Consider the following 18,006-nt stretch of genomic DNA (forward strand, 5'->3'; position numbering starts at 1 on the left):
GCAGAGTCATCAGTAAAGTTAGTGCTGAGTGTGGCGACAAATACTTCACCATGATTTACAAAAGCTTGAGTGTTTCTTTTGAATGTTGTAACATTGATGACTAACATTACAACATTAAGAAGAAACACTGTAATGTTGATGACCAACGTTGTAACCTTAAGAAAAAACATCGTAATGTTAATTAACAATGTTGTAACATTAAGGACAAACATTGCAATGTTGATGACCAATGTTGTAATATTAAGGACAAAAATTGCAATGTTGATGACCAATGTTGTAATTTTGATAAGGAAAAAATAATTATCTTATTGATAACATTAATATTACTAATAATTCCTTGAATATTCAAAGATCAGGGCACAGAGTTATGCTCTTAAAGCTTGATTTCAAATTTTTTGGGTTTCGGGTGATCCGCTTGCAATTCTAAGCGCAGTAGGGGCGCACAGATATACACTGGTGTCAACTTAACGCGAAACCGCACGTCCGCCAGCACGTCCGCCAGGGATTGTAAATCCCTGTCTCATAGCTAAAGTCCTCTGAAGAGGACTAAAGATTGCAAAAATTTTCAGTCTACTTCAGTAGACTTGAGCAATTAGTCAGGGATTTACAATCCCTGGCGGGTGAACAACACCCAATCAGTACGCTATTTTTGGCAAAAGTAGACACCAGTGACAGATATACGCCCCTATCGCCGCACCCTTCGCACCATCTTTAACGAGAGTAAGGGTGATTAAAGGTATCCCAAGCAGCAATGGCCGCCTTTTGTAGGCGAAAGGTGAAGTCTACTACATCTTTCATCAATAAATGCCAGTTTCTCTCAGCTTCATCCTGAATTATTGCCCAAGAGTTTTCTAAGCGATCGCGTTCCATCAATTTCCTTCCTTCAATTAATGCCCGTGCTTGACGCACAACTTTCAAATATGTCTCACGGGTGAGAGTACCTGCTGAATCAGCCTCAGCTTGAGCGCGTCTTTTTAGCGCCTCAATTAACGCTTTAGTTTCGCGCTTCACCTCATCAGTTTCACCAGCCATTTCAGTTTCCACTAATTCGTCGGTTTCAGAACTGATTTCTACAATTACGATGGATTCGGTAGATTCAATTACTGTGGCTTCAATGGGTTCAATGTTGTTAGCATTCATAGTTAAAACATCCCTAATTGCAAAGTGTGTCCGTTGATGAAAACTGCACCCTGTAATGGTAGTAACAAGTCATTGCAAATTTCACAAATAACAAATGACGAATGACGAATGACGAATGACAAATGACAAATGACAAATGACAAATGACAAATGACAAATTAATAAGTTTTTGTTGGCAGTTGTTGCTCTAATTTAAGCAATGCTGCAACTCGCACTTCTGTAGCAGGATGACTGGAGAATAAGTTACTCAAAAACTGTCCAGAGATAGAATTGATAATCAATAACGGCTCATAAGCTGGATTGGCATTTAAAGGTATCTGTTTTGCTGAGGCTTCTAACCGTTGCAATGCCCTAGCTAAGGCGCGGGGATTACCAGTTAATTTAGCAGAACCGGCATCAGCAGAGAATTCTCGTGTGCGCGAAATTGCTAGCTGAATAATTGTCGCCGCCACTGGTGCAAGTATGACTGTTAATAAAATTCCGATTGGATTTCCACCTCTGTTGTCATTTCGTGAACCACCGCCAAACCATAAGCTGTAACTAACCATTTGGGCTAGAAATGAGATAGCACCAGCAACAGTAGCAGCAACAGCTTGTGTGAGGGTGTCACGATTAATGATGTGGGTGAGTTCGTGAGCGATAACGCCTTCGAGTTCGTCCTCTGGCAATATATTTAAAATACCTTCGGTAACAGCCACAGCAGCATGTTCGGGATCGCGGCCTGTAGCAAAGGCGTTAGCACCTTGACTAGGAACGATGTAAACTCTGGGCATGGGAATATTGGCGCGATCGCTCAATTTTTGCACCATCTGATAAAGTCCTGGTGCTTCGCTTTCACTCACAGGCTGGGCCCGATATACTGCTAGCGCAATCTTATCTGATTGATACCAGGAAAACAGGTTTGTTACTGCTGCCAAGCCAATCCCGATAATTAAGCCACTAGAACCGCCAATTACCCAGTAACTAATTGCGATTAAAAGACCACTTAGCGCAGCTAGCAAAGCAGCCGTTTTCAATTGATTTGTCATGTTTTCGCTCTCCTGCTAATGCTGTGTAAATTTTTGAAAAAACAGCATTACTTCAGCTACACTTCGATTGTATCCAGCTAAACTTAGATATATGGTACAGAAAACCTATCAGAGAAGTACGGTTTTCTCACTTAACTTTTAGAAATACTAATTTAGTTGTTTTTGATACTTATCTACTAGTAATAAAATTACTTATTTATAGATACCAACAATGCATCTATCTACAGGAATATTTTTTGCATAGGTAGAAATTATAAGTTAATCGTTATTAATTTAGATCCAGTTAGGCAATAGGAAATAGGCAATAGGAAATAGGCAATAGGCAATAGGAAATAGGCAATAGGCAATAGGCAATAGGCAATAGGAAATAGGAAATAGGCAATAGGAAATAGGCAATAGACAATAGACAATAGGCAATAGGCAATAGGCAATAGGCAATAGGAAATAGGCAATAGACAATAGACAAGAAGGCTTCTTAGTTGTACTAAAAAGCCTTTTTTCCTGTTGCTTATTGCTTGCCTATCGCGCTTGCGCTGTGCTTCTCTGCGACACGCTCCGCGAACGCGCACCACGCAAATGCGTTCAGAAATCAAAGCGGATTCCTATATAGTAATAATATTTTCAAAAATCTTTACAGCAAATGAATTGGCTGTAAACATAGCAGAAATAGGCAATATGCAGCTACAAAATAAATTTGTCCAGAAAATTCCCCGGACTGTTTGGGTTTTGGGGTTTGTCAGCTTGCTGACAGATATTAGTTCCGAGATGATTAATTCTCTGTTGCCCTTGTTTCTAGTGTCAGTTTTAGGGGCGAATATTTTGACTGTCGGCATCATTGAAGGTATTGCAGAAGCAACAGCTTCAATTTTAAAAATCTTTTCGGGAGTATTGAGTGATTACTTGGGACATCGTAAGGGATTAGCGGTGTTTGGCTACGGATTATCAGCCTTTATGAAACCTCTATTCGCTGTAGCTACCAGCCCAACTGGAGTATTAATAGCTCGATTTAGCGATCGCATTGGCAAAGGTATCCGGGTAGCACCCCGTGATGCTTTGGTTGCTGATTCCACTAATCCAGAAGTACGCGGTGCAGCTTATGGATTGCGTCAATCTCTCGATACTATCGGAGCATTTTTAGGGCCTTTGGCAGCATTTGCCCTGATGGCTGCTTCCCAAAATAACTTCCGCCTGATTTTTTGGCTAGCACTCATCCCTGGATTCTTCGCAGTGGCTTTATTAGCAGTGGGAGTGAGTGAACCAAAAACAAGTAAAATTCAAGGGAACCGAAGCAACCCTTTGCAATGGGAAGCTTTACGCAGTTTGGGTAAAGGATACTGGGTACTTGTAGCAGTGGCGCTGTTATTCAATTTAGGCAACTCCAGTAATGCTTTTTTGTTGCTGCGAGCTGAACAAACAGGTATTTCAGCCTCATTCATCCCATTGACATTAATGATGATGAACATCACCTATTCATTCAGCGCCTATCCAATAGGAATACTTTCCGATCGCGTGGGGAAATTTGGGTTACTAGTAGGCGGATTTCTCCTATACGCCCTGGTGTATCTGGGTTTTGCTTTCGTGCAGACATCTTGGCAAGTCTGGGGATTGTTTGCCCTTTATGGTTTGCACTTGGGTATGAGTAAAGGATTGCTATTGGCGCTAGTGGCAAATAGTATCCCTGCAAATCTGCGCGGAACTGCTTTTGGTTTCCTGAATTTGGCTGTAGGATTAGCGCTTTTACCTGCTAGTTTGCTAGCTGGTGGGTTGTGGCAAACATTGGGAGCAGAGGCGACATTTATAACTGGGAGCTTGTTTGCGATCGCTGCTGTGTTATTACTATTGATTAATAGAAAAAAATATTTACAAATATCAGGCAATACAGTTCAGTGAAGTATTTTTTCCTTAGAGGTTGTTTGAAAAGTGGTTAGCTGTGACTTTCAGCACCTATTGATCCCCCCTAGCCCCCCTTAAAAAGGGGGGAAAACTTCTTAAAGTCCCCCTTTTTAAGGGGGATTTAGGGGGATCTAAAACTTTTCGCTACCAACAACAGGACTTTTCAAACAACCTCTTATCTCCGTTGCAAAACTGAATTACGAATTACGAATTACGAATTACGAATTATTTCAATCTACATCTTGAACAAATGGTTTCAAGCGGGCTGTAACTCGTAATTTACTGAGCCTTCTTACTAGTAACAGAGCTTGTTGTTTATATAATGCTACTGGCAGCTGTCCAGGCAAATTATGCATCAACTCTCTAGCTATGCCGATGCTACATCCTGATATTATACTGATTTCGTTTGCACCATCAAAAATAGCATCTTGAGCTAAAACTCTCTCAATCTGTACTTGCCAATTTCGAGGAAACATTTCACCTCGCTCAATCCGCTGGAGGCTATGACTATTTGCCAGAACAATCAGGCGATCGCCAACAGCAAGTTGTGTATGATCGGCAGGCATGAACTTAACAGGCGATCGCCTGAGACTTTGGTATAAAATTGGTACAACTCCATAACCATAAGCGACCTCAGCCAATAGCAATCCATTTAGTGTATCTCCAGCTTCAATCATGTACTCTACTACCAAAATAGTTTGAGTATCAAAGTTAAATAAGCTGAGAATATTTTCTCCAAAAGCCGCAGCAGCAAATACTTCTGCTGAAATAGCAGAGGTACAAATAACTTGAGCATAAGGAAATAACCGTGCGACATTATCACGAAAGTATCGGTCGTAAGTCCGAATGACCACACGAGTGTTAGAACTTTTAGCGTATGCCATCAAAGCTATTTCCAAATTTTCCATGTCATCGTCCGTAACTACAACGACACTTTTACTATTAGCAAGATTTACCTTGTCTAAAGCATCGGCAATATTATCAATAATCAGTGGAATTTTGTTGATAAAATCGGCGCTAATTGCTGTGCTACTAATACCTACCAAAGGTTGCTTGAATTCTTGTAACAAAGCCGCGACTCGCTGACCAACTCTATTTAACCCGATAAGTACAACATGGTCTTTTTGGGGGATTGATGGCTGGTAATTATTGAAAAACTGAAACCTTGAACTTAACAAAGTATCAGTAAGCAACGCATATAAAACTCCAACAAAACCTATACCAGTTACAGTTAGTGCAAGGCTAAACAATCGCAACCATCCTGGCATATTTTCAGCCTGCTCTGGTGGCGTTTTAAAATTAACACCACCAAAGACATCTCCATATCCTCCCAAAAGTAAGACAGCAATAGCATAAAATGCTTCTATTATGTTACTTTCAGGATAATTTAAGATATAAATAATTGTTCCAAAACACCAAAGAAAAAGTACTGTAATTCCACAGATAATTGCCACCCGCAAACTCTGATAACGAGAGAATGTCCGCGAGAGATATGCTATTTTATTTTTTAAATTTTTCCAGGTTCTACCTAATACAATCTCTTGCCATAACTGTTGCCAGTTGTATTTACGCACAGTAGCAAGTTGTTTTAAACTTTTAAGCTGCTCTGTAACTTCGATATAAATAATCGTATCACCTGGATTTAATGTCGCCTCTGGTTCCCACTGATGAAATTCTTTAGGCAAAGTGGATGAATCATTAGCGTAATTTAATACCCGACGATATAAGGTATTTAATTCATGTATACGCCATTTATTCGCCCAGTTATCACTTATTTTTATCTGACGCTTTACTACCCGAAATTGACGTTCTTCCAGTTGGAAATATCCAATATTGTCATCTCCAAGGGCTGCAAGAGCAAAGCCAGAAGCAGAAATTTGATTTGGTTCAAAAGCAATAAAATTACCAAGAGTCTGACTTAACAGTTCATTGAGATTTTGTTTATCAGAACGTACAACCAGGCGAATTTGAGGATTTAAAAGCCTTGCGGCAAAGGCAGCTTCTATATTTACCCGTTCATTACTAGTGACTAAAAGTACAGTTCGACACCGAGAAATGTTTGCCTGTTCTAAAACACTGCTCTGACGACAATCTCCGATGAATAAGTTTTCTAATAAACTTAATAAATTTGGTATTTCCAAATGTTGGGGTTGTTCTTGATCAATAGCATTGACAACAGCACCATACTCTTTTAGTACTGCAACGCAATGCTGACCCAAACTTCCTAGCCCACAAACTAAAAACTGATCTAGTTTTGTTTGAGAATCTTCAACAGGCTGGTAATTACTTTCTGATGATGGCAGCATATAATACCGCCAATGATACACATTATTTAACTAATATTATTTATATCGTAGAATACCAAAGATATTGACTCAGAGGTTGTTTGAAAAGTCCTCTTGTCGGTATCAAAAGTTTTAGATCCCCCTAAATCCCCCTTAAAAAGGGGGACTTTGACTCCGGTTCCCCCCTTAAAAAGGGAAGTTATAGGGGGGATAAAAAGTGCCTAAAGTTACAGAGAAATACTTTTCAAACATCCTCTCACAGCAAAAATGGTATTATCAATTTAATGAAAAACTATCAATGGTGATGGAGCTCGCCAAAACCGCCTTTCCAAACGGATAAATTCTGATATGGAAGGCTGATGGCTCCTACTTTCTTCGCTAACTGCGGGAGAGTAGGGCTTGGCTAAAAGCATTACCTGACTCCCCTGTAGAAAGTGTAAGTCTACAAATCGCGCCTCAAGGAGTCATGGAATGCTAGCCAGTGTATTGTGGATTTTAATGATGGGCTTTTTTGTCGGTCAACTTGCCCGTCGTTTAGGCGCTCCGCCTTTAATTGGCATGATTTTAGTGGGGATTATTCTTGGCCCTCAAGTTCGGAATGTCATCAGTGAAGATGTGCTGGGTGCTGCTGATGAATTAAGAACTTTGGCGGTAATGATTATTCTGATGAAAGCCGGATTGGGCTTAGATAGAGAAAAACTGGCTCAACAAGGAACAGTGGCGCTGCGCTTGGGATTTTTGCCAGCAGCAACAGAAGCGATCGCGATCGCAATTACCGCTATGATAATTTTTAAATTTGACTTTCCCACTGGATTACTTCTGGGTTGTGTGATTGGCGCTGAATCTCCGGCTGTAATTGTCCCAGGAATGCTGAGGTTGAAAAGTTTAGGTTGGGGTGTCACAAAAGGAATTCCCGATGCAATTTTAACTGGTAGTGCTTTATCTGATGTGCTGCTATTACTAGTCTTCAGCCTACTGCTAAGTTTCTTAGGTGACGGAGGTGTTGAGCAGATTACCCTACCTGGGGGATTCACTTTGACTGCTCTGCAATTACTGCCGTTCCAAATTATCATGCAAATATTGCTGGGAGTCTTGTTTGGCTATTTAGCAGCTAGTTTGTTAGTTTCACTATTAACCAAACAAAACTGGACTCAGAATGCCGTTCAAGATACTGTGATTGCTGCCAGTTTAGCTTTATTCTTGGTCATTGTTGCTCATGCTTTGCCTTACTTTTCTGGTTATTTAGCAGCAATGGCTATGGGGTTTTTCTTAATTGAATTAGATACTCCCCTAGCCCGAAGATTACGCGGCGGTTTTGACAGTTTATGGATAGTCGCAGAGATTTTTTTGTTTGTCTTGTTAGGGGCGACTATTCAACTGCAAGTATTAGAGAAGATTCTGTTACCTGGCATTATAATTCTGGCAATTGGTTTACTGATTGGTAGGATGTTGGGCTGGTATCTCTCAACATTGGGTAGTAATTGGAATTGGCGAGAAAGATTATTTCTGCTACCAGGAAATTCAGCAAAAGCCACAGTGCAAGCCGCCATTGGGGCAATACCCCTTTCCCAAGGAATTGCCGGAGGTGAGATAATTTTAGCGATCGCAGCTTTATCAATTTTAATCACAGCACCATTAGGCGCTTGGGCAACTATGACCTTTGCCCCGAAATTGCTCACCAAAGGCGAAGTTGACCCCACTAAGGTAACAGTTGCTACTCGTACCTTGTTATTGGCAGCCGTAGATACATCGAGTTTAGCTACAGAAGTTTTAACCAAAGTCGCAGATTTAGCACGCCGCAGTAACGGGGAAGCGATCGTTTTGCATGTAGTTAACACTTCAAACCAGCAAGATATTGAACAAATAAAAGAACAAAGCAAACAGTTGTTATCTGATATCAGGTATGAATTTTTGACTGTTACAGGTGCGATTCCAGAAGAGATTATTCGCATTGCTCAAGAGTATTCTGTCACTGCGATCGTTATGGGAAAACGCGGACATCAACCTTGGGAACAAGTGCTGATTGGCTCAGTATCACAAGCAGTTTTAGAAGCCAGTCAAATACCTGTAATCTTGCTAGAAAACCGTGAACCCAACTCAATTTAATTTAATTACGAATTACGAATTACGAATTACGAATTAATATGAAACAACTACGTCAATTTGAACCTTTTATTGCCTTACCTCACCTAATAAAATGGCTGCCTATTTCCGTTGCAGTTGGCATTCTTGCTGGAATTGCTTCTGCGGCTCTTTTAGCATCATTGGAATGGGCAACTGATTGGCGAGAATCACATCGCTGGATTATCGCCTTCCTTCCCCTTGGCGGCTTCTTGAGTGGTTGGATTTATCATCGATTTGGTCGGACTGTAGAAGCCGGAAATAACCTTTTACTTGAAGAAATCCATAATCCCAAAAAAGTTATTCCCTTCCGTATGGCTCCTCTTGTGTTACTAGGAACAGACCTCACCCATTTTTTTGGTGGTTCAGCCGGTCGTGAAGGTACAGCATTACAAATGGGTGCTTCTTTGGCAGATCAGGTGACTAAAATACTGCATTTTAAAGGGGCTAATCGGCGAATTTTGTTAACAGCAGGTATAAGTGGAGGATTCGCTTCAGTTTTCGGTACTCCCTTAGCCGGAACCGTATTTGGTCTGGAAGTTTTAGCAATTGGTAGGATTCATTATGATGCTCTTTTTCCTTCTTTGATTGCTGCGATCGTAGGGAATCAAGTCACCTTACTATTAGGTTTACATCATACCGCATACCGACACGCTCCGTTAATACCGACGCTCACAATTTGGGGACTAATTTCTGCAATTATTGCAGGTGTAATCTTTGGAATTGTAGCGAGATTTTTTGCTAAAGTAACTCACAAAATTAGTCACTTATTTAAAACCAAGATATCTTATCCTCCAATGCGTCCTTTTATAGGTGGTGCGATAATAGCAGCAATTGTTGGGTTGAGTGGAACAACCAAATACATTGGGCTTGGTATTCCAACAATCGTTGATTCCTTCTATACTCAGCTACCTCTTTGGGATTTTGCAGCCAAATTAGGTCTGACTGCTTTAACTTTAGGTGCAGGTTTTAAAGGTGGAGAAGTGACACCTTTGTTTTTTATCGGTGCAACTTTAGGTAATGCTTTATCGTTACTTTTAGCATTACCTGCACCACTGTTAGCAGGAATGGGATTTGTGGGTGTGTTTGCGGGTGCAGCAAATACGCCTATAGCATCCACCTTAATGGGAATTGAATTATTTGGTCTGGAATCGGGGGTATTTATTGCTATTGGCTGCGTAGTGAGCTATTTATTTTCAGGTCATTCAGGAATTTATTCTGCACAGCGTATTGGGTTGAGTAAATACTCTGCTGTATATTTAGAAGAAGGGGTGACTTTGGCTAATCATGGACGAGAAAAAATTGATTTACCCGATGATAGTGAAGAAGGAGGAAGTAATTCTCAGGAATAATTTATTGATGCAATTAATGGATACTCATGATGAATCATGGATTTGACAAACTAATTACTTTTCTAAATCAATTGGAACAAGAGACAATTAGTTACACTTTAGTACATCGTCGGGATGAAACTATTATGGTAAATGTGGCGGTGGCTGGTGAACGATGGGAAGTGGAATTTTTTGAGGATGGTTCGGTTGAAGTAGAAAGATTTGTGAGTAGTGGAGAGATTAATGGGGAAGAGGCTTTTAGTGAGTTATTTGCTATGTATTCAGAGCTAGAAAATCATTCTTCCAAACATACTCAAAATGCTAAGTTAACAAGCACGACGTGAAGGCGATCGCGTTATATGTTAATCTGAAAAATGGCAAGTATTAACCAATACTATCAGTATCTCAATAAATCGGCGTAATCCCTAACTCTTGTAATTCTTTGAATATCAATTTTTTGCACTCAGCTTGAGGATAATAGTATTTTTCAGATTCATAGAAGTCTTTCTGTTCTATTAAATAATAGAAGTTTCTTTGGCTTTTTTCTTTAGAAAAACTGAGAGGATCGTAATCAAATACATACCTTGATGTAAATAAATAGCATGGATATTGTTCTTCATTTTTTATGTTCCAAATAACTTCTTGCTTAAAAGCAAAAGTTCCTTTTTCTATTGTTACTCTGACACCAAAGGGTTCAATATCTCTAATTTTATCGCCAATATTACCATTGTGGGTATAATGATTAGTTTCAATTAATTCATAAAATTTTATACTAAATGAAGATCGGTTAATTTTTGACACTGAATACTTTCCTTGAGCAGTAACAATAATTGCTTGTCCTGCTCCAGATCCCATATCTACAGTACCATCTTCATTAAAAAGTAAATAATGAAAGTAGTCATAGTAGTGAGGATTTGCATTTAAACGACCAATTCCGAAGACGTTTGGCATAAATATCTATATGTGGAATAGCTTAGAAACTAAAGTATAGCTTTTGAGTATGACTAATAACATAAAGATACAAACTATTGAGCTTGGTATTTATTGAATTTATTCCTCGCACCTCCTACTACCTATTTTATTTACTAAATCATTGCTTCCAATTCTTCTAAAGCTTGAAAACTTCCTACTTGCCAACTACGTTCCACCGCAGCAGGAATAATTTGAATAATCGCTATATCTTCAAAATTAGGACTGGTATTAGATTTTATGTATTTCCCATCTCTCAGCAAATAAATAGCAAGATTTCTATTATCGTAAACCCATAATTCTGGGACTCCAATGGCTTCATAAGCATCGAGAGTAGTTTTTGATGTAACATCAGTTTCAATCGCTAAATCTGGTGGTGGATCATCAGGTTGCAAGCGGCGATGACCAATCATTTGTTGATAATTCTGAATATAAAAGCAAGCATCAGGTTCAACTCCTGCTACACCTTGGCGTTTAAAGGTGGTGGAACCAAAAGGTTGATATCTGATATCTTTAGCTTTCAGCAATATTTTGACAATATCAGAAATTAAATCTTTAGGAATTTCATGTTCTGGGAAAGGAGCCATAATTTCTAAAGTACCCTGGCTGTAGGCAATTCGTGTAGTTCTTTTTTCTCCCAATTCTTCTAAAATAGATTCAAATTCTTGCCAGCTAACATCAGGAATAGTCACCGCGCTACCAGGTGCTAACTGCATCCGGCTAACAGCTTTGAAAACGGGGATAGCAGCAGTCATAACCAAAATACAAGTAAGCTGAATCTCGATAATTATCTATGAGGTTGCGGTGGATAATACAGCCCACCGTAACCTTTAGACTAATAGATTGAGTTTAACAAAGGCGATCGCTCTACACCTTAAACTTCTCAGCAATCCGCTTCATCGCCTCTTCGACATTCTCCCGGCTGTTAAACGCCGATATGCGGAAGTAACCTTCACCCGCAGCACCAAAGCCAGAACCGGGTGTTCCCACAACGTTCACGGTTTGCAGCAGCTTATCAAAGAATTCCCAACTGGATAAACCATTAGGAGTTTTTACCCAAACGTAAGGTGCATTCACGCCACCATAAACTGATAATCCGGCGTTTGTGAGTTTCTCGCGGATAATTTTGGCGTTTTCGAGATAGAAACTAACCAATTCTTTGATTTGTGCTTGCCCTTCTTCGGAGTAAACCGCTTCGGCTCCCCGTTGGATGATGTAAGAAACACCGTTGAATTTGGTAGACTGGCGACGATTCCACAGTTTCCAGAGTTCCACATCGGAACCATCGGCGGCTTTTGCTGTGAGTGTCTTCGGTACTACGGTTAACGCGCAACGAGTTCCTGTAAAACCTGCGTTCTTGGAGAAAGAACGAAACTCGATCGCAACTTCTCTTGCACCTTCAATTTCATAAATTGAATGCGGAAGCGATGGATCGGTTATATAAGCTTCGTAGGCTGCATCAAAGAAAATAATCGAGTTATTAGCTTTGGCATAGTCTACCCAAGCTTTGAGATATTCCTTAGTAGCAGTTGCACCAGTGGGGTTATTGGGAAAGCAGAGATAAATTAAATCGACTTTCTTTGCGGGAATTTCGGCGGTGAAGTTGTTATCAGCCGTAATTGGTAGATAAACTAAGCCTTCAAATTCGCCTTTATCGTTAGCATCTCCCGTATTTCCCACCATAACGTTGGTGTCTACATAGACAGGATAAACGGGATCAGTAACGGCAATTGTGTTGTCATGTCCAAAGATTTCCAGAATATTGCCAGTGTCGCACTTGGAACCGTCGGAGATAAAGATTTCGGAAGCATCTATATTGGCTCCCCGTGCTTGGAAATCGTGAGTAGCAATTTTCTCCCGTAACCAAGCGTAGCCTTGCTCAGGGCCATAGCCTTTGAAGGTATTGCGATCGCCCATTTCTTCCACAGCCTTTATCATCGCTGTGCGGCAAGCCTCCGGCAGAGGTTCGGTAACATCGCCAATGCCCAGCCGAATTATCTTAGCATCAGGATTGGCTTCTGCAAAGGCATTCACCCGCCGAGCAATTTCTGGAAACAGATAACCCGCTTTCAGTTTCAGGTAGTTGTTGTTGATAGTTGCCATTATGTAAATATGAAAAACGCCCTCAAATAGCTTACTGCTAATTTATGAGGACGCTAACTTTGTTATGGGGAGTGGGGAGTTAGGAGTTAGGAGTTAGGAATTTGGAGTTATAAGAATTCTTTCTCCCATGCCCAATGCCCAATGCCCCATGCCCAATTCCCAATTTAGACATTTACCGGCTGTTTATTATCGGCTGAATAATTGTTGCGATCGCTAATTACAAACTCCGTAATTGATTCTTTACCTGTAATCAATCTTGCTCCACGATTACGAGTAAAGTAATTCCACGCCCACTGAATCATTACTACTAATTTGTTGTCAAATTCAATTAAGAAGTAGATGTGAATCACCAGCCAAAACAGCCATGCAAAGAAACCTTTCAGCTTCATAAAGCCCAAATCTACTACAGCAGAATTGTGCCCAATCATTGCCAAACTACCATGATCAGTATAGGCAAAAGGCGGTAAAGTCTTACCTGCAAGCCGCTGTTGAACTAATGTTGCAACATATTCACCTTCTTGCTTCGCTACAGGTGCAACACCAGGTAGGGGTTTACCATTTTGATGAGAAAAATTTGCTAAGTCACCAACTACAAAAATATTGGGATGTCCCTTAATACTCAAGTCAGGTTCAACGATAATCCGTCCGGCGCGATCGCACTCTGCACCAGTGTGTTCGGCTAACACTTTTCCCATTGCGGAAGCTTTAACACCTGCTGCCCATAATACCGTTTTTGAGGCAATCTCTTTAACTTCATCGCCTTGTTTGAGGGTAACAACATCATTTTCAATATTCGTTACCAATGTTTTTGTCTGCACAACCACACCCAAGCGCGTCAAGGATGCTTCCGCTTCTTGTGATAACTCTGGTGCAAAAGGTGGCAAAACTCGATCCAAACCTTCCAATAGCAAAATCTTGGCTTCTGATGTGTCGATGTTGCGGAAGTCTTCTTTGAGGGTTTGATTTGCTAATTCTGCGATCGCACCCGCTAACTCTACACCAGTTGGGCCACCACCGACAATTACAAAGGTTAACCAAGCACGGCGTTTTTCTGGATCGGTTTCTTTTTCTGCGGCTTCAAAGGCCGAAAAAATCCGGCTACGCATTTCTATCGCATCTTCTACTGTTTTCAAGCCTGGGGCGAATTCTTCCCAGTTATCTTTGCCAAAGTAGGAATGCTTCGCACCTGTGGCGACAATTAACGTATCGTAAGGAATTGCTTCGTCGCCTACAATAACTTTTTGCGCTTGTGAATCAATATTATTCACCTCTCCCAGCAGCACTGTCGTATTCTTGCTCTTGCTGAGGACAGAACGCAACGGCGAAGAAATATCAGCCGGAGATAGCGCACCTGTGGCGACTTGGTATAAGAGAGGTTGAAATAGATGAAAGTTACGTTTATCAATCAGAGTAACGTTTACTGCCGCTTTGGCTAGTGTTTTTGCCGCATAAAGTCCACCAAAACCACCGCCTACAATAACTACTTGATGGGGTGGATTATTGTCAAGTGAATTTACCATAAGAAATATTATCCGGGATGCCGACTATTGTAACTATTCTTAACAAATTTGTATCAAACTTGTCATCATATATTTTGTATTGCCTTTTACATTTAAAGAATGATTAAAGTAATCAAAACTACAGGATAAGCAGAACTTTTCAAGAGAGAGGCGCAGACAATCATAGTTGGGAATACTTAAATCGCTTTTTACCTGTGTAAATTTATCAAAGGTAGATGTAGAATTTATGCAATTTTACTCAGAGCTAGTTGATTCTGGTGTTTGTGTCAAACGTGGTGAATGAGTTCGTCGCCAACGGTTAAAGCCATAGATAAGAGCAACAAAAATTAACAAATAGGGACTGTAAACAATTAACCAAATACCCAGCTTGAGTAAGCCAACAGAAAATGCACTCAAAGAGTGGGTAGAGTTGTTCCAAGTTTCCTGAACTTGCAAACCCAAGGCAGGTTGAGGACTCGTGCTAGAAACTGCGGCTTCTAGGTTCAGCGTAATTGTGGAATATGCAACTTGATTTTGTAGGCTTTTCAATTGGGCATTGATTTGTTCTATGGTTTGTCTGACATTACTTAGTTCTTGGGCAACACTAAGCACATCTCTGACAGAACCCGCCCGATCCATAATTTTTTGTAAATTGGCTTCAGTTTTCTGTAAATTCGTTAATCTAGCTTGGAAATCTACCAGGCGATCGCCCACATCTTCGGCAGTGATATTACGACTCTCAACAGTGCCCAATTTAGCTAGTTGTTCTAAAGTAGGTTCTAGCCGATTCTCTGGTATCCGCAATTGGATTGTTGCTGTGTAACGCGGGTTGTCGTTTTTGGGTTGTTGTTGTTTCAACCCGATTAAATCCCCTTGCTGTTGATTGATAATTTGCGAAACAGCATCGACAGTTCGATCTACAGAGTTGACAGTCAACGAGATTGCTGCTTTTTTGATAAGTTGGGGACGAGAACGCGCTATTGGTGAAGCTTCCGCCTTTTGGGAAATACTGCTTTCACGAGCGGGTGCTATTGCTTGATTTGCCGCACTATCAGCCGCATTTGGAGGTAAACCAGAACTTGTTGAGCGATCAGAAGAAGCGCAACTGGTGAAAATCACCCCTCCTAATAATGCACTCACAAATAAAGCAGATGTGCGCGGTAATCTAGTCGAACTATACATATATCTACCCCCGGATAGATGAAGTTAACCCCAGTATTACTGAAGTAAAACTCAAAACCTGCATTGTTGCGATTTATGTAACAGGGTTAGTCATTATTCTCTGGCACTTTCAGCAGCCTGTCTCAATGCCAAAAAAGCTTCTTTTAGAGGTTGGCTAACGGCACTGTCTGGTTCTATTAGCACTAGCTGTTGGTAGGCTGACAAAAATTGCGATCGCAGCCGATGGAACAAATGCAGAAAGTGACGTACAAAGCTGATACAATCCAAAACCACAATCTCTATGCCATCTGTACGGTCGTACATACTTGAGGCATATTCCTGAACACCTTCTTCGATCGCATCCGTCGTGATAAAAATATAGTTGTCAACCCGCTTGCCTGTGCTGTTGATTTTTTGCAAGGCACGGTCAATATCTGCTAACGTGACGCGTCGGGTCTTCATTTCATAGCTGGTAATCACCTTCTCATCATCAACTAAAGTAATTTCCAAATCTCCCAAAGCTCCAGTCTGCTCGTCTGCGGCATTGTGGGATTCTAGAGGTAAAAAACGCTCCCCAATATATTGTTCTGCTACTTGATAGGCAGCAGCAACAATTAGTACAGGAAGACGGCTTGAACCTCGGCAAGCCAAATGCTGTTTCAGGAGTGTGATAATTTCCTCTGCTGACAAAGGTATTGCGTCTTCCGACTTCTTCAGGTCGGCTAGTAGTGTTTCCATACGCTGCCGCTTCTCGTTCCGAGCGATAATTAGACAGCGAATGGTTTGGGCTAGCAAATCCTCAGCAGTTATCCTACCTTCATGAACATCATCAAGTAATTCCAGGGCAGCTTCATAGAGTTTGGGCGGTCGTCCCACCAGATTGACTGCTTGGGTTAAGGTGATGTTACGGTTCCGCAGGGCAGGGGTGAGGAACGCAGTAGTGGGATTACAGGGCAACTCGTGCTTGTTAATGAATGCTGTGATGTAGCTTTCATCGTAGTAGCGTCCAGAATAAGCATCTGGTGTGCCTATTTCAGTGTAAGGCTTGCGGATATCAACATTCCCACGGTGAACGGCTGCCAAAGAGCAGGCCAGTAACAAACGAACTACAGCACGATTGCCTACATAGCGCGATACATAGTCAATTTTTTCGGCAATGCTAGGGTTGGTGACAATCGGTTGGACTATCGATGCTTCGGCTTTTTGTAAAGCTACATCAAGGATAGCTGCTGGGGTTGTGGACATGGAGCGATTTCTTCAACAGTAAGTGTGGAAGCTTGAGGGTCATAATTGAGCCAAAGTACTTCTTGCCGTAACTGCTTGATGGAATGGCAGTGCTTCAGGGGGGCTTTAATGCAGTTCCAGTCACCGTAGAGTTCCTGCATCAACGAGCAATCATAGCCTGAAACGGCAACTTTACCTTTAACTGAACGCAAAACACCCGCTAGTTGGCGATGCTGGTCGTCGGTCATTTCATAAGCGTAAGCCTTGCTATCCCCACGGGAATCGTGCGGGTATGGGGGGTCACAGTAAAATAATGTTTCTGGACTATCGTAGCGTCGAATAATATCAATTGCTCGGTCGTTCTCCATTTGCACGCGTAGCAACCGTTGCACGATTTCGGGCAAATCCTCAACACTACCAAGCCACCGGGAAACTGCACCAGCCATTCCAGCGCGGCTAGTAAGTTTGCAGTGCGCCCATCGTCCAACACTGGCGGTTTGTGCCAAGCCTGTTCTCACTTGTCGCGCCCGGACAAAAAATCGTCTAGCCCTTTCCAGGTCTGACAAACTCTCTTCTTCTTTGGCAATAGCAATCCGAAATTCTTCACGCGAAAACGGTGTTAACCCAATGGCCTCGATGAGTTGGTCTTTTTGGTCGCGTAGTACGCGAAAAAAGTTGACTACCTGGCCATCAATATCATTGTAGGTTTCCACAGGCGAAGGCTCCCGGTTCAACAACACGGCTGCTGAACCGCCAAAGGGTTCGCAGTAGTGGGTCGTTTTTGACAACAAGGGTAAAAGCCAGTCTAAATGACTGTACTTGCCGCCATACCAACCAAATGCAATTTTCTTTGCCATGAAAGCCAACCTCAAAGGAATTGCTTTACCCGAAACCAAGGATAAGGGTAAAACGCAATTTATTATATAGTCTTGAGAAATAAAGTATAAACAAACAAAAATACTTACATTATTTTTTCAGAGAATAATCTATCATTCTTTTTCAGTAAGGCGATCGCCAACACTATTAGATACGTGTAATTTCCGGGAAAATAGTCTGTAAAAACCTATCCTGTCTGAGTTTTATACCAGCCGGAGTAGACGGAGCATCTCTAGAAGCTAATAAAATTATTCCAGATAATTGCAGTGAGTTGCATATTCTTGACTTCGGAGGTGGTACGCTCACATTCTCAAGCTACCAAGTAGGCAAGCAACCAAAAGCCATTGAAGAAACTCCAGGTAGCGGTAATGGGATG

The 18,006-nt window shown here is 41.2% G+C and carries 14 protein-coding genes and 1 riboswitch; of the genes, 4 read left to right on the forward strand and 10 right to left on the reverse strand.

The features are described 5' to 3' along the window. Positions 1-711: 711 nt before the first annotated feature. Together ACWATR_RS09450 and ACWATR_RS09455 are read right to left on the reverse strand one after the other, a co-directional pair. Positions 712-1,140: a hypothetical protein gene (locus ACWATR_RS09450; RefSeq protein ID WP_460331692.1), complete on the reverse strand. Its 429-nt coding sequence runs from the start codon at positions 1,138-1,140 to the stop codon at positions 712-714. Between the two features lie 158 nt (positions 1,141-1,298). Beyond that, positions 1,299-2,168, reverse strand: coding sequence for a zinc metalloprotease HtpX (locus ACWATR_RS09455; RefSeq protein ID WP_460331694.1), 870 nt, complete (start codon positions 2,166-2,168; stop codon positions 1,299-1,301). A gap of 675 nt (positions 2,169-2,843) precedes the next feature. Between ACWATR_RS09455 and ACWATR_RS09460 the strand changes: the two genes are divergently transcribed. Further along, positions 2,844-4,058 carry an MFS transporter gene (locus ACWATR_RS09460; RefSeq protein WP_460331696.1) on the forward strand — a complete coding sequence of 405 codons (1,215 nt, stop codon included), beginning with the start codon at positions 2,844-2,846 and terminating at the stop codon, positions 4,056-4,058. A gap of 233 nt (positions 4,059-4,291) precedes the next feature. On the opposite strand, the gene ACWATR_RS09465 is transcribed toward ACWATR_RS09460, so the two are convergent. After that, positions 4,292-6,367, reverse strand: coding sequence for a potassium channel family protein (locus tag ACWATR_RS09465; protein WP_460331698.1), 2,076 nt, complete (start codon positions 6,365-6,367; stop codon positions 4,292-4,294). Between the two features lie 270 nt (positions 6,368-6,637). Beyond that, positions 6,638-6,722: riboswitch (Fluoride riboswitch) on the forward strand. Positions 6,723-6,817: 95 nt separating this feature from the next. Here ACWATR_RS09465 and ACWATR_RS09470 point away from each other — a divergent pair. From ACWATR_RS09470 to ACWATR_RS09480, 3 genes are read left to right on the forward strand one after another with little or no spacing between them, the layout of a single operon-like run. Further along, complete coding sequence (locus ACWATR_RS09470) at positions 6,818-8,452, forward strand: cation:proton antiporter (protein WP_460331700.1); 1,635 nt, start codon at positions 6,818-6,820, stop codon at positions 8,450-8,452. A 38-nt stretch (positions 8,453-8,490) separates the two neighbouring features. Beyond that, positions 8,491-9,819: a voltage-gated chloride channel family protein gene (locus tag ACWATR_RS09475; protein WP_460331702.1), complete on the forward strand. Its 1,329-nt coding sequence runs from the start codon at positions 8,491-8,493 to the stop codon at positions 9,817-9,819. A 26-nt stretch (positions 9,820-9,845) separates the two neighbouring features. Beyond that, positions 9,846-10,142 carry a hypothetical protein gene (locus tag ACWATR_RS09480; RefSeq protein WP_460331704.1) on the forward strand — a complete coding sequence of 99 codons (297 nt, stop codon included), beginning with the start codon at positions 9,846-9,848 and terminating at the stop codon, positions 10,140-10,142. A gap of 61 nt (positions 10,143-10,203) precedes the next feature. Here the strand turns inward: ACWATR_RS09480 and ACWATR_RS09485 are convergent, their stop codons facing one another. The 7 genes from ACWATR_RS09485 to ACWATR_RS09515 form a co-directional block, all read right to left on the reverse strand. Continuing rightward, positions 10,204-10,749 carry a hypothetical protein gene (locus ACWATR_RS09485; RefSeq protein WP_460331706.1) on the reverse strand — a complete coding sequence of 182 codons (546 nt, stop codon included), beginning with the start codon at positions 10,747-10,749 and terminating at the stop codon, positions 10,204-10,206. A gap of 134 nt (positions 10,750-10,883) precedes the next feature. Then, entirely contained in the window at positions 10,884-11,522 is a 639-nt protein-coding gene (locus ACWATR_RS09490) for a Uma2 family endonuclease (protein ID WP_460331708.1), read from the reverse strand. 112 nt (positions 11,523-11,634) lie between these two features. Further along, positions 11,635-12,870, reverse strand: a complete 1,236-nt coding sequence (locus ACWATR_RS09495; protein WP_460331711.1) for an LL-diaminopimelate aminotransferase — start codon at positions 12,868-12,870, stop codon at positions 11,635-11,637. Positions 12,871-13,034: 164 nt separating this feature from the next. Next, positions 13,035-14,390 (reverse strand): NAD(P)/FAD-dependent oxidoreductase, encoded by a 1,356-nt coding sequence (locus tag ACWATR_RS09500; protein ID WP_460331713.1) that lies wholly within the window; start codon positions 14,388-14,390, stop codon positions 13,035-13,037. A gap of 234 nt (positions 14,391-14,624) precedes the next feature. After that, entirely contained in the window at positions 14,625-15,551 is a 927-nt protein-coding gene (locus ACWATR_RS09505; RefSeq protein WP_460331717.1) for a DUF4349 domain-containing protein, read from the reverse strand. 93 nt (positions 15,552-15,644) lie between these two features. Further along, positions 15,645-16,775 (reverse strand): restriction endonuclease, SacI family, encoded by a 1,131-nt coding sequence (locus ACWATR_RS09510; protein WP_460331719.1) that lies wholly within the window; start codon positions 16,773-16,775, stop codon positions 15,645-15,647. Next, the gene (locus ACWATR_RS09515; protein WP_460331721.1) at positions 16,742-17,611 is read right to left on the reverse strand and encodes a DNA adenine methylase; all 870 of its coding nucleotides are present in this window, start codon (positions 17,609-17,611) and stop codon (positions 16,742-16,744) included. The genes ACWATR_RS09510 and ACWATR_RS09515 overlap by 34 nt, the downstream gene beginning before the upstream one ends. Positions 17,612-18,006 lie beyond the last annotated feature (395 nt).

The organism is Nostoc sp. UIC 10890 (genome assembly GCF_054786515.1).